The organism is Nocardia australiensis, assembly GCF_020733705.1.
Taxonomy (GTDB): Bacteria; Actinomycetota; Actinomycetes; order Mycobacteriales; family Mycobacteriaceae; genus Nocardia; species Nocardia australiensis.
Window position 1 is genome coordinate 67,553 of the sequence record NZ_JAJFZM010000002.1, and the last position, 13,556, is coordinate 81,108.

Below are 13,556 nucleotides of genomic sequence, written 5' to 3' on the forward strand. Positions count from 1 at the left end.
CGCCAACAGCTTTCAGATGCAAGCCACGCGACAACGGCAAGAACTGGCCCCGAGCCACACGGAAGACACCGCGGCTGAGCCGCCGATGCAGAAGAGGCACCATTCATGACTGTCACAACACTCGACTCGTCCAGCGCACTGGTCATCATCGACTTGCAGAACGCCATCGTCGACGCTCCCACGGTCCCCTTTCCCGGCTCCGAGGTAGTGGCCCGGGCGGTCGAGCTGGCCCGCGCCTTCCGCGAACACAGCGCCCCGGTCGTCCTGGTGCGGGTCACGGCCCGTGCGGACGGATCGGATGCCGCTCCAGGTCGCAGCGAGGTCCCGAGCCGGCCCGGTTCCTTGCCCGAAGGCTGGGATGCCATCGTCGATGACCTCGCCGGCCACCCTGACGACATCACAGTGACCAAGCGCACCTGGGGTGCTTTCTACGGAACCGACCTCGACTTGCAACTGCGCCGCCGCGGCATCACACAGATCGTGCTGGCCGGGCTCACCACCAGCATCGGTGTGGAGTCGACCGCCCGCGCCGCCTACGAACACGGCTACCACGTCACGCTCGCGACGGACGCCATGGCCGATCTGGATGTCGAGGCGCACCGCAATAGCATTGAACGGGTCTTCCCTCTCCTGGGCGAGACTGGTTCCACCACCGAGATCATTGAAATGTTTGCCAAGACCCGCAACTGAAACCCGGGACGCCGGGATCAGTCGTCCTCGTCAGGGTCGGTGTGGTCGGGGGCGCGTAGCGGGTGCCAAGTGCCGCCGCGACCAGCCCGCCTCCGCACAGCTGTGCCAGCGGCACCGCCGCGTGGGCGCTGACGAGCGGTGTTGGCGGCGGCCATGGTTGCCGGGGCGGGTGTAGTGCCGGTCGACATGATGCAGCCGATCCTGAGTCACCGCGACCCGCGCCGAATCAAATCGGGCTGGGCGGGATCGGATCCGGCGCCGGAACGGGATCCGGCGGCGGCGGGGGAGTAGGCGGTGCCGGATCTCCGGGGCGCGGCCTCGGTGATGGGGGCACCGGCTCGGGAATCGGGGGCGGGATCGGTTCGTCGGGTGCGGGCCTGCCAGGGCGCGTGGGATCGGGAACGGTCACGGCACTGTCCTTCCGTCAGTGCGTTTGCCGGAGCCGATCGCGGATCCGGCAAACAGCGGGGTGTAAGGAGCCTGGACAAAGGGTTGACAGGGCAGCCCGGCGGGTCGGATACTTCCGAACTATTGCGCTATCGTGCGGGCGAACTGTTTATACGATTTGTCGCCTGCGGTTTATCGACCTAATCATTGATATCGGACGAGTCACCGGAGACGTCAGATGATCGTTGATTTCGCGCAGGAATTGCTCGCCGTCCGTGTGGAGAATCCTACCCCTGAGGCGCCGCCGTCCGCAGAGCAGATCATGAAGATTACCCGGTATTTCACCTGGTTCATGATGCTTTCGGGCGTCCTCGGCATCACCTATTCGGGCGGTATGTTCGCATGGGAGAAATGGAACAACCGCGCGCTGGCATCACCAAAGATGCTGGCGGGAGCCATGATTGGTGGTGTGGTGACGACCAGCGCGGGCGCGATTATGAATTCGCTGATCGGCTGATCCACACGATCAGAAACATGCCACCGCCCCAAACCCCCATGTCCTCATAGGGGCGCCGGTATGGTTCGGATCGACGATGCGCGGTAGCCGTTTCGCGTCGCTGCGGCACGCGGGATAACACGGCGAAACATGTCGAACGGCAACATGTTTCGCCGGGATGCCCGGGTCACGGAGCTGTGGGTGATCCATCGGTGTAGATCCGCGTGGCCAGTTTCTTGCCGTTTTCGTCCATCACATGGACATCGTGATGATCTTCGGCCCAGTCGTCGCCTACGAAGATCAACGGTCATCTCCTCATCGGTGGATAGTGGAATCTGCTGGAGCCCAAGGCAACCCGGCGGCGACCTAATGGATCAGTGCTCGATCGGCACGACACCCCATCAGCGCTACAGGCAGCCTCACCAGCCGGGCGGGGCACGATCCAACTCTAGGAATCAGACAACACTCCAGGGCGGCAAAAGTGCTCGCCGGCCAGCAGCTCGGTTGATCAGCCTCACCCCGACTACCCAGTCCCAGTCGTAGGCTCGCCGATCAACTCCCATTAGGGCGTTGTGCGATTGGCATTTGGGTCAATTCGCGTGTCCGGCCCGCGCTTGGCCGGGAGGTACCGAGGTGATCGGGCCGCCCGGGCGCGAGGGGCCGGGCAGCCCGATCGGACTCGCGTGTTGGGTCACGCGAGCCGGTCAGGGATATCCGTTCGGCGCCGCGTCATACCGTGGCGGCCACGTATCCGTGGGCTTCGGCGACTTCGGCGGACAAAAGCGCCCCGTCGTGGGTGCTCAGGCCCTGGTCGAGACCGCAAATCGTACTGGTCGCTGCTTCCCAACCACGGTCAGCAAGCGCGACTACATACGGGAGGGTGGCGTTGGTCAGCGCATAGGTCGAGGTGCGAGGGACGGCGCCGGGCATATTGGCCACGCAGTAGAAGACGGACCCGTGCACCTGGTATGTGGGCTCGGCATGCGTGGTGGGACGCGAGTCCTCGAAGCAGCCGCCCTGATCGATGGCGATGTCGACGAGCACCGAGCCTGGCTTCATCCGGGAGACCAGGTCGTTCGTCACCAGTTTGGGGGCCTTGGCGCCGGGGACGAGGACCGCGCCGATGACCAGGTCTGCCTCGAGGACAGCCTGTTCGAGTTCGAGGCTATTGGAGGTGATCGTCTTGACTTGGCCGTGGTACAGCGCGTCGATGTCGCGGAGACGGGCGATGGACAGGTCGAGGACGGTGACATCGGCCTGCATGCCGTATGCGACGGCGATCGCGTTCTTGCCGGATACTCCGGCGCCGATGACGACGACCTTCGCCGGTCGTACGCCGGGTACGCCGCCCATGAGGACGCCGCGGCCCCCTCCATGGCGCATCAGGTTGTAGGCGCCGGCCTGCGAGGCGAGGCGGCCGGCGACCTCGCTCATCGGGGCGAGCAGCGGAAGCGAGCCGTCGCTACCGAGGACCGTCTCGTATGCGATCGAGGTGGTCCCGGACGTGAGGAGTGCGTCGGTGCAGTCTTTCGAGGCGGCCAGATGCAGGTAGGTGAACAGCACCTGATCCCGGCGTAGGCGGGAGTACTCCTCGGGGATGGGCTCTTTGACCTTGAGTAGCAGGTCGCTGGTCTCCCAGACCTGGTCTGCGGTCGAGAGGACCTGGGCACCTGAGGCCGTGAAGTCCTCGTCGGAGAAGGAGGATCCGAGGCCAGCGCCGGTCTCGATGGCCACTTTGTGGCCGCGCCCGACCAGTTCGTGCACACCGGCGGGGGTAATGGCGACTCGGTACTCATGGTTCTTGATCTCGCGGGGGATCCCGACTCTCACGTCATGCTCCTTTGGTTTTAAGGGCCCCCAGCACCGCGATGGTGCTGGGCTGATCAGGGCGGTTGGTCGATAAGTTCGACCGGCATGAAATAATCCTGAAGAAACGTCGAGCGTTTGCCAATATTTGGGAACATAATTCTATGATTCGCCATAATGGATAACGATGATTCGACTGCCGCGGCCTCTGGGGTCATCCGAATGAACGATGTTCGGCGAGCGACCCCCTTGACGACATCGACCGGATCCTTCTCGACCAGCTCTTGCACGACGCGCGCATCCCCAACAACGCCCTTGCCGCGCTCGAGCACCCGCGCCCCCGGCGCCGACCCGTCGAATCCAGGCGGGATACAACCTCGCAGCAGCACTGAGCTGCGACGCGGCGTTGGAGTCCGCGATGTTCCCCGTCGCCGGACGTGAGGAAGTTCGTTGTCGAGCCCGTGTTGCATCCCGTCCCCCTTGCCTCTACAGTGTGATGCGCGGCACGCCGGCGGGCGGTTGGGGTGCTGTGGACAATTCCAGATGCCGTTCAGTCGCGGCGAGAGAGTCCAGCCAGATCAGCACACCTTCCCGGAAACGGCCAGGGGGCTGTGGTGGGCGCCGAAGGAGCAACTCCTCCCGGGAATCTCTCAGGTCCATGACAGAGCGGAAAGATCCACTCACCGCGGCGCCACTGAATAGCGTCGGCCAATCGGAGGAGTACCGCCCCATCTACCACCAACATCGCGCGTGTAGGACCAAGCCTGCGATTCGCAGCTGATCAAATCCGTCCTCGGAACCACCGCGCGATCCTCGCACTCTCGAAAATTCGATACCGCCCTCCTCGCGCGACCTCATCGATCTCGATCGGGCTGTCCCACAACGGCTTCGGTCCCATCCTTGGCATCGGCGTGCTATCACGCGCCCAGGCAACCGCCGTGCGATCCCACCCCCAAGGAGCACCCGTGCCCGACAATATCGAGCCCATCGTCGCGTCTCCCGCGCCGACCACCACAGCAGCAGGATCCGCCGAGCTGCACGAGCCGGGGTTGTCCCGGCAGCTGTCGAACCGGCACATCCAGCTGATCGCGATCGGCGGCGCGATCGGCACGGGCCTGTTCATGGGCTCCGGTAAGACCATTTCCCTGGCCGGTCCGTCGGTGATCTTCGTCTACATGATCATCGGCACGATGCTGTTCTTCCTCATGCGGGCGATGGGCGAGCTGCTGCTGTCGAACAGCTCATACAAGTCGTTCTCCGATTTCGCGGCGGACCTGCTAGGGCCATGGGCGGGTTTCTTCACGGGGTGGACATACTGGTTCTGCTGGATCGTCACCGGGATCGCCGACGTCGTCGCAATCGCAGGCTATGTGTCCTATTGGTGGGGTTCGCTGCCGTTGTGGATCCCGGCGCTGGCGGCGGTCACGCTGCTGATCGGGCTGAACCTGCCGACGGTCAAGGCGTTCGGCGAGACCGAGTTCTGGTTCGCGCTGATCAAGATCGTCGCGATCGTCGGGCTGATCGTGGTCGGGCTCGCGATGGTCTTCACCCACTTCACGGCGCCGGGCGGTGCGGAGGCCTCGTTCGCGAACATGTGGAACGACGGTGGGATGTTCCCGACCGGGATCATGGGCTTCGTCGCCGGATTCCAGATCGCGACGTTCGCGTTCGTCGGTATCGAACTCGTCGGCACCACCGCGGCCGAGGCCAAGGACCCCGAGAAGAACCTCCCCAAGGCGATCAACTCGATCCCGGTCCGGGTGATGCTGTTCTACGTGGTCGCGCTCGCCGTGATCATGTCGGTCACCCCGTGGCGCGAGATCGTTGCCGATCGCAGCCCGTTCGTGGCGATGTTCGCCCTCGCCGGCCTCGGGATCGCCGCGTCGGTGATCAACTTCGTGGTGCTCACCTCGGCGTCGTCGTCGGCGAACTCGGGCATCTACTCGACCTCCCGGATGGTGTACGGCCTGGCCCAGGAGGGCGATGCGCCGGCCGCGTTCGGCAGGCTGACCTCTCGGCGGGTGCCGGCGAACGCGCTATATCTGTCGGGGGTGTTCCTGCTCGCCGGTGTGGTGATGGTGGTGGTGGGCGACTCGATCGTCGAGGCGTTCACGCTCGTGACGACGATCTCGTCGCTGTGCTTCATATTCGTGTGGTCGATCATCCTGGTCAGCTACATCGTCTATCGCCGGCGCCGCCCGCACCTGCACGAGGCGTCCGCCTTCAAGATGCCAGGCGGCGTGCCGATGTGCTATGTGGTGTTGGCCTTCTTCGGCTTCCTGATCTGGGCGTTCACCCAGAAGACGGACACCCTGCACGCGCTGCTCATCACCCCGGTCTGGTTTGCGATCCTCGGCGTGGCGTGGGCGATCCTGCGCCGTCGGCCCGTGCAGATGGCGCGGGCGGCCGCGTTCAACGCCGAGTCCGGCGAGCGGTGACCTCACGCGGGGTGGGCGTCGTGCCGGTGCGCAAGGCCCCGCCCGCAACGACGTCCAGCCCCGAGGTCGAATCTCGAGCTCAGAGCAGTTCGAGCAACTGCAGGTTGGTGACGTATTTGACGATGATCGGCGGCGAGATGTGGGGGATGTCTTTGTCCGCACCGATCTTCACTCGCTGCACCGCGGAACGGAATCGCTCGGTGGGTGCGACAGACCCGCGGATCGGCTTTTCGGGTCGTTGATAGTTGTGCAATAGCGGCAGTAGCGAGTGCTGACGCTGGCGTTCCGGCAACGTGCGCATGGCTGTCTCGAACCGCCCCAACCAGGCGCTGTAGTCGGGGATGCGCTGGATCGAGTAGCCGGCGTCGATCAGCCAGTCGACGTATTCGTCGAGCCCGATACCGTCGTCATAAGGGTTCATCACGTGGTAGGTCTCGTACCGGTCCACCACCTGTTCGCCGAGCGTGGTGATCGCCTCGGCGATGAAATCAACCGGCAGTCCGTCGTAGTGTGCACGCTGTCGATTGCCGTCCGGGGCGGTCTCATAGAACGACCCAGGCGCGATGCCGGTGGTCATGAGGCTCAACATCATCCGGGTGAACATGTCCGGGAGGTTGAGCTGTCCCGCGTACTCGGTGCCCGCGAGGATCATGTCGCAGCGGAAGACCGCCACCGGCAGTCCGCACAGATCGTTGGCTTCCCGTAGCAGCACCTCCCCGGCCCACTTGCTGTTGGAGTAGCCGTTGGCGTAGCTGTCGTCGACCTTGCGTGTCGGGCTGATGACGCGGATGTCGGCGTCCTCGGTATAAGCCGCTGGTTCGATCTGGTCGCCCACGCCGATGGTCGATACATACGTGAACGGCTTCAGCTTCGTGGTGAGTGCGATGCGGATCAGCTCGGCGGTGCCCAGCACGTTGGGGCCGAACAGTTGGCTATATGGCAGGACGTGGTTGACCAGCGCCGCGGGATCGACGATCAGATCGACCGTGTCGGCCAACCGCTGCCATGCCTGTTGATCGAGACCGAGGTCTGGTTCGCTCTTGTCGCCCGCGATGACCTCCAGATGGTCGGCGGCCAATTCCCGGTAGTGCCGCAACAGCTTCGGATCGCCGCTGTCGAAGGTCTTGTCCAGGCGGTCACGGGCCGCCGTGTCGTCCTTCGCCCGCACCAGACAAATCAGCTTGCCGCCGACGAAGGACAACCGTTCCAGCCATCGCAGAGCCAGGTACCGGCCGAGGAAGCCGCTCGCGCCGGTCAACAGCACAGTCCGCACCTCGCCGCTCGGGCGTGGCAGCGTGGGGGCGGCGGCCAGCGTCTCGGCGTCGATGAACTTGTCCAGCGTGAGATCACGTGCGTGCACCTCAGTGGCATCGTTGCCGTGCACCCTCACGAAGGTGGGTCGTTTCAGGTCGGACGTCCGCTCTGTCTCGATGTAGTCGGCGAGGAATTGCAGATCAGTCGCCGGGCTCACGATGACGCCCACCGGCACATCGATGTCGAAGATCTCGTGCAGCAGGTTGGCGAATGACAACGCGGACAAGGAGTCTCCACCCAGGTCGGCGAAGTGCGCGTCGGGCCGCAGATCAACGGTCGAAGCGCCTAGCAGTGCGCCCGCGGTCCGGCTGATCGTCTCCAGTACCGGCCGGTCCGCACCGCTGCGCCGCAGTTCCCGCAACTCGTCAGCCCGACCTTCGGCCAGCTCGGTGTAGAGCCGTTCCAGACGCTCGCCATAACGCTCTTTGAGCTTGGGCCGCGCCAGTTTGCGAATGCCGGTGAGCAGGCCGTTCTCGAGCGTGAACGGCGTTGTCTCGATGAGGAAGCCGCGAGGTACCTCATAGGACTGCAGTTCGGCTGTTCTCGCGACCTCTTGCAGCGAGTCGCTGATGAGTGGCCGCAATGATTCGATATCGCCGCTGGTACGCGACAGCGCGTCCGCGGTGGGCACGACGACCGCCAGCAGGTAAGAGCGTGCGCTGTTGCCGTAGACATAGGTCTGCCGGATCAGCGGGCTACTGTCGAACACCGCCTCCAACTTCGAGACCGTGACGAACTCACCCTGCGAGAGCTTCAGCACGTTGTTGCGGCGGTCGAGGTACACGAGCTGATCGGGACCGACCTCGGCGACGATGTCTCCGGTGCGGTAGTAGCCGTCCGCGTCGAATACCTCGGCGGTGACCTCCGGCCGTTTGTAGTAGCCGGGGAACAGGTCGTTCGAGTCGACGAGGAGCTCGCCTCTGGGATGGGGCCGATCGGTGTGGAAGTAGCCGAGATCGGGGACATCGGCCAGTTTGTAGTCGATCACCGGTGGGCGCCGTACCTGTCCATCCACGAACAGGGCACCGGCCTCGGTCGAGCCGTAGCCGTCCACCAGATGTAGGTCGAGGTAGGTCTCGACGAACGACTTCATCTCGGCGGACATCGGCGCGGAGCCGGTCATCGCCGAGACGTACCGCCCGCCGAGAATCTGCTGCCGCTGCTGGGCCGCCACCTCCGCTTCGAGTGTGGCCCGATCAGTGCCGGCGGAAGACTTCCGGTCCAGTTCGCTCTGGAACTCCTGGAACAGCATGTCCCAGATCCTCGGCACGAAGCTCAACTGGGTGGGCCGCACCAGCGCGAGGTCTTCCAATAGTGATGAGAGATCGCTCTTGGCCGCGAAATAGGCGGTGCCGCCGTTGCCGAGTGTCCCGTACAGGATCATCCGGCCCATGACGTGGCTCATCGGCATGAAGTTGAGCGTGATCGACGGCTCAGCGCTCTGCTGGCCCCACGCCACTCTGGTCGACCTGCGCCAGAAGTTGCCGACCAGCCGCTGGGGGTACATGGCGCCCTTGGGCGCACCGGTGCTGCCGGAGGTGTAGATCAGCATTGTCAACGGGTCGTCATCGTCGTCGGAAATGAACAACGGTGCGGGTGGTAGCTGCCTCCCGCGTTCGAGCACATCGGCCAGCGGTTCCACAGCCACCGAGCTGCCCGCTTCCCTCGAGCGCGCCCGAGCGGCTTCGAGCGCCTCGCTCTGGTCGTCCACCTCCGGGTGGTAGTCGAACACGACCAGCCGGACGGGCGTGTGGCTGGTCAGCACCAGTTCGACGGCGTCTGCGAGATAGTCGACGCTCGAAGCGATCATGCGGGGCTCGGTCTCGGCGACGATGGGCTGCAGTTGGGTGACCGGTGCGCTGGTCTGTAGCGGAACGGACACCGCGCCCGCCCGGATCAACGCCAGGTCGACGGTCGTGTAGTCGACGCTGGTGAAGCCCAGCACGCAGACGCGGTCGCCGGGCCGCACCGAGTGCTCCTGGTCATCGGTCAGGGCGCTCGCGATCGCGCCTGCCCGGTCCCACACCTCGTGGTATGTGATGGTGTCGAACCTGGGCAGCAGCTCGAGGGAGGTGCGGCCCGTCTGCGGGTCTTCGACGAACTGAACGGCGCGTTTACCGAGCGCGGGCCGGTCCGCGTAGCCTTCGACCGCCGTGCGCAAGAGCTGCGGTAATCGCAGTCCGGGTTGCTCCATCGCCGCGATCACCGCCTCGCTGGGCCTGGCGTCGGTGAACTGCTGGTCCTCGGCGTACAAATCGGCGATGCGACGCTCGAGCCGATCTTCACGAGTATCAGTCGACATGATGAGTCCACCTGCCTCTATTCGCTACCGGTGCCTTGCCCGTCCCCGACACCGTCGTCATATAGGTCAGTCTCTTCCGCATGATGGCACTCCCTTCAGCAGCCCTATCGGAACTCACTCCAGCATTGCCCTCCACCGCATCCTCGTTGTTATCGCTGACACCCATCGAACTTCCTACCCACCAGCCCGAACCAGCTGGTACCCGACAACACCACCCCTTACTGACAACCACACACCTGATGGCCTGGATTCCCACATAGCGCGTCTGTCGGGACTGTGGGTTCAGCGGTGGTTTCGGCGCTGGCTCTTATGAGCCCGGTACCTCGGGTTCGCGCCGCCAGGGTGCACGCACTTCCCGCAGGCTGGGCGCGCCCGGCACCAGGTCGGGCAGGTCCGGCATCGCATCGGCTCCCGCGGTGATCGGGGCGGTGATCGTCTGGTTCTGCTCGTTTGCCAGCCGCGCCGCGTTCTGTCCCGCCTCGGTGACAGCTCGGCCCAGCTTCTCCGGAGTACTGCGAAACGCCTCCTGGGCGAACTGGACATCGGTGAGGACACCGGCGCCGTCCACGGTGACGGTGACCAAACCGTCGGCCGAACTCGCCGTAGCCCGCACCGTGGCCAGCTGCTCATACACCTCGGTCACTTGCGCACGCTGCTCCGCAAGCGCGTCCAGGATGAATTCGACCTGGTTGCGCATCCCGAAGTTGGCCGAGCGCAACCCATCGCGCTCCCATTGCTCCATCGGTAACTACTCCTTCGAACCTGATCCGGCTACCGAACCATGGCGTTCGGCGAACCGCTGCCTGAAGTCGGCGATGTAAATCCCGGGAGCGATGGACGACGACGAGGGCTCGAGCACCCCATCGTCACCGATGTAGAAGATCGCTCTGCCGATGGCGATTTCCCCCTCGGTCACCGGCACATACACCATCCACCCGACCTCGAACCGGTTGGCAACCAACTGGGACAACGGATATCCCGAAGTATCCAGCCCGCGTCCGGTGATGTAGTCCCGCACTCGAGCGATCGCCGCTGCCGCCGGCATCGGCTCCGGCGACGTCGATACCAGCCCCGCCGATGAATACTGGTAGAGCGCACCGTCGATATCGAAGCGCCCGTCATCGCCGAACACATCGACCAGCGTCGCACGCGTCACCGAGCCCATCTCGGCGGCAGCCAACAGCGCCGCGATCGCCTCCGACATATCGTCGCCCGAAACGTCGGTGACCAGCCTCGCGAGGATCCCTGCCGCGGTATCACCCGTCCACACAGCAGGCACCGCCGCAGCGCAATCACTGGCACCGGGGGACTGCCCCCGATACCACCGCCCCGCCTCCCACCAGTAGCAGAACGACAGCAACCCCGATGCCGCTCGCGGATCCAGAACGGAGTCGGCCACCCAATCCGGCGCCCCCGCATAGAGTTTCGGCATCGGCGCGCCACCGTTGTACACGGCATCCAACGTGGGCGCATTCCACACCCCACCCGACAACACGGCCCGCCCCGCGGGCAGTGCATGCAACGTCGACCCACCCCGCTTGGACCCCTCGAACTTGCCGCTCCACGGCAGCATCCGCGGCCCCCAATCCGACCCGGCCGCAACAAATGCCGCCGAGATCGTCGCCCACCGCGCCCACATCACCGGGAACGGCGGAAACTCGTTCTCCGCCAACACCGCCCATACCTGGTCGGTCCGATCGGCCCGAGCCTGGGCCGCGGCCTCTTGCGGAGAGCGCGATTGCCGATCCCCGTGGCCGATATAAGCGGCCAGCCACACCGGCACCTTGCCGCGCGGATACGCCTCGAGGTCCGCGCGATACGCCTCCGGAGTGAACATCTGCCCGGGCGGGAACGGGTCGTCGCCGTAGTCGTAGTCGATCTCTATGGCCCCGGAGCTGGACAACACGACCGACATGCGCCACCACGGTCCCGAATCGGTCGTCGCCGCGGCCACCCGCAGTTCCCGGACGAGATCGAGCATCGACTCCGGCGTATTCATCGGAACTGCCTGCGCACCATCGGAATACACAACGCTGGCGATTTCCCCCGCCACGGTGACCGCGAAGACCGCATCCGCTCGCTGCCACCCCGCAGGCCCGTGTTCCGCGAGTGCGCGGGCGATGGGGTGTTCGGCGGTCAGCCCGCCCGCTTCGTCTGCCATGGTTCTCCTCATCCTGATGCCGGAATGGCGCATCGCCTGCTGCCCGGCAACTCAGAAAGCCGCATACTTCCACAAAGTCTATTTGGCAGGCAGGTGAACCACAGCTCCCCCTGGGCTGATTCGATTGCCCCTCGTTCCACGAGTCGTTCCACTGGACACCGCCGGGGTGTGGGCCGAAATCCGTGTGCTGAATAGGTTTCCGGTACGGTTTCGCGGTGGTGATGTCAGGCGAGACGTCGATGAGGGAGGCCAAGGGCGCGGACGACGTCGGTGATGTCGAGGACGTTGTGGAAAATCACCAGGGTGGCCGGCAGGGTGTTGAACTTGACCAGCTTCTCCTGCTCGTCGGCTGGACCATCACCGCCGACCAGCTCGCCGCGCTCTCGCCTGACCTACGCGCCCACATCAGCCGGTTCGGCGCCGCCGCTACCGACGAACTCACCCACCAACCCGACCCGTTCGGCCCGACGCTCACCGAGGGCGACTTCACCACCGTTGACCTCGCTGCCTGACAGCCCGATCACAGCGACAGGAAACCTCGATGGGCGGGTCGGGCGGTGACGAGATCATCGCGAAAATGCTGCAGGCAGTCAAACGCATCACCGCCGCGATTGTTGACAAAGCCGGCCCGGAAATCGCCGAAACACGCCACGAATTCTCGCACGGGGTACGGGACGGCCTCGGGCGGGCCACACACGAAGACGAGCAGCTCGCACGCAAGCTCGACAAGATTGGTCCGGCTGCACACACGGACCGTGATCCCGCCGCCGAGGACGGATTTCTGGACTCATCCATCGATGACCAGATGCATCGAAACGGTCGCCACCGATTCGAATTATCTCCGGAAGAGGCCCAAGAGTTGTATGAGCAGGCCCGGGATCGGGAACCGGATTTCGCTGGGACCGGCAATAGGGTGAATCTGGTCGACACGAGCTCAGGCCCAGCTGTGGTCAGATTCAAAAAAGAACAACCGACCGTGACTTTCTTGAAGAAATGGATGCCTGAGAACACGGCCATAGAATACGCACGTGAGTGCGACGTGCGAACACCTAAGATCCTCTACGCTGGCGTGGACCCGTCTACTGGCAGGGAGTTTACAATCATGCAGTATATTCCCGGTGAAACGCGGGCGTTCGATGATCCCGAGCTGATGAATTGGTTACCTGATCTTTTGGATCAAGTGCAGTCGATGTCCTCGCACCCCTTACCAGAAGGAATGGAACTGGACATTCCAGGGTGGCAGCAGCAGATGATCCAGCATGCCGACGACGCGTACCACAATCTGCCGCAGGATCAGCTGTCGAGGCTCGAAGAACTCGGGATCGGGCCGTTATCGGACTATGTTCAGCCGGACCATAGTCGTTCGGGCGAACCGGTTGTCTTTGCCCACAACGACCTTTATCCGCAAAACCTTCGACTCGATGACCAAGGGAAATTGTGGATTTTTGATTGGGAAACTGCCGGACCCAGTGATCCGCTCTATAACGCAGCGTTCTTCCTCGAGCGTGTGACATGGCCGGATGAGGCGACCCGTGCTCGGGCCATTGAGATGTGGATCGAGCGGACGTCGCCTGTGAATCCTGCCGTTGATACCGAAGCATCCCTTAGCATGTACCGCCGTATCGAAGACTGGAGAGGAGCAGTGATGTGCGCTGAGACAATGCCGCGTAGCGTTGCCGCGGACCCAAGCCGCTTCGAGAACTGGGTCGACTGGTACCACAAGCGATTTTCTCGAAATTCCGATTGGCCTGACATTTCACGGGATGAATTGCACGCACTGCTCCGCGGATGGGCCGAATGAGCCTGAAGGATCGTGATGAACTTCGCATTTGGAGCAGGCAGACAAGCCTCCGAGCGTCGTCGCCGAGTTCGACAACGATCTGTTGACGTCGTCGTCGCAGTGGGCTGACGAGGTCAAGGCCCGAAGCTTGAGATCGATGGTGCAGCGGTATCAGCAGATGG

9 protein-coding genes, 1 pseudogene and 1 riboswitch are annotated in these 13,556 nt (G+C 64.1%); of the genes and pseudogenes, 6 read left to right on the forward strand and 4 right to left on the reverse strand.

The window, feature by feature from the left end:
* Positions 1-105: 105 nt before the first annotated feature.
* Positions 106-690 (forward strand): isochorismatase family protein, encoded by a 585-nt coding sequence (locus LKE06_RS15040; protein ID WP_227999518.1) that lies wholly within the window; start codon positions 106-108, stop codon positions 688-690.
* Between the two features lie 625 nt (positions 691-1,315).
* Positions 1,316-1,594 (forward strand): hypothetical protein, encoded by a 279-nt coding sequence (locus LKE06_RS15045; protein WP_227999520.1) that lies wholly within the window; start codon positions 1,316-1,318, stop codon positions 1,592-1,594.
* 708 nt (positions 1,595-2,302) lie between these two features.
* Here LKE06_RS15045 and ald read toward each other — a convergent pair.
* On the reverse strand, positions 2,303-3,403 hold the full coding sequence (gene ald / locus LKE06_RS15055; RefSeq protein ID WP_227999524.1) for an alanine dehydrogenase: 1,101 nt from the start codon (positions 3,401-3,403) through the stop codon (positions 2,303-2,305).
* 212 nt (positions 3,404-3,615) lie between these two features.
* On the opposite strand from ald, the pseudogene LKE06_RS33185 reads away from it, so the two are divergent.
* Both LKE06_RS33185 and cycA read left to right on the forward strand, forming a co-directional pair.
* Positions 3,616-3,705, forward strand: a pseudogene (locus LKE06_RS33185) (Lrp/AsnC family transcriptional regulator); the annotation flags it as partial.
* A gap of 255 nt (positions 3,706-3,960) precedes the next feature.
* A riboswitch (glycine riboswitch) is annotated at positions 3,961-4,054 on the forward strand.
* A gap of 311 nt (positions 4,055-4,365) precedes the next feature.
* Positions 4,366-5,817, forward strand: a complete 1,452-nt coding sequence (cycA, locus tag LKE06_RS15065; protein WP_308188390.1) for a D-serine/D-alanine/glycine transporter — start codon at positions 4,366-4,368, stop codon at positions 5,815-5,817.
* Between the two features lie 79 nt (positions 5,818-5,896).
* Here the strand turns inward: cycA and car are convergent, their stop codons facing one another.
* The 3 genes from car to LKE06_RS15080 form a co-directional block, all read right to left on the reverse strand.
* On the reverse strand, positions 5,897-9,433 hold the full coding sequence (car, locus tag LKE06_RS15070; RefSeq protein ID WP_227999528.1) for a carboxylic acid reductase: 3,537 nt from the start codon (positions 9,431-9,433) through the stop codon (positions 5,897-5,899).
* A 307-nt stretch (positions 9,434-9,740) separates the two neighbouring features.
* A complete protein-coding gene (locus tag LKE06_RS15075; protein WP_227999530.1) occupies positions 9,741-10,175 on the reverse strand; it encodes a YbaB/EbfC family nucleoid-associated protein in 435 nt (144 codons plus the stop codon).
* A 6-nt stretch (positions 10,176-10,181) separates the two neighbouring features.
* Complete coding sequence (locus tag LKE06_RS15080; protein ID WP_227999532.1) at positions 10,182-11,594, reverse strand: hypothetical protein; 1,413 nt, start codon at positions 11,592-11,594, stop codon at positions 10,182-10,184.
* Positions 11,595-11,833: 239 nt separating this feature from the next.
* Here LKE06_RS15080 and LKE06_RS15085 point away from each other — a divergent pair, with 239 nt between their 5' ends.
* Together LKE06_RS15085 and LKE06_RS15090 are read left to right on the forward strand one after the other, a co-directional pair.
* Complete coding sequence (locus tag LKE06_RS15085) at positions 11,834-12,106, forward strand: hypothetical protein (protein ID WP_227999534.1); 273 nt, start codon at positions 11,834-11,836, stop codon at positions 12,104-12,106.
* 29 nt (positions 12,107-12,135) lie between these two features.
* Positions 12,136-13,395 (forward strand): phosphotransferase family protein, encoded by a 1,260-nt coding sequence (locus LKE06_RS15090; RefSeq protein ID WP_227999536.1) that lies wholly within the window; start codon positions 12,136-12,138, stop codon positions 13,393-13,395.
* The last annotated feature ends 161 nt before the right edge of the window (positions 13,396-13,556 follow it).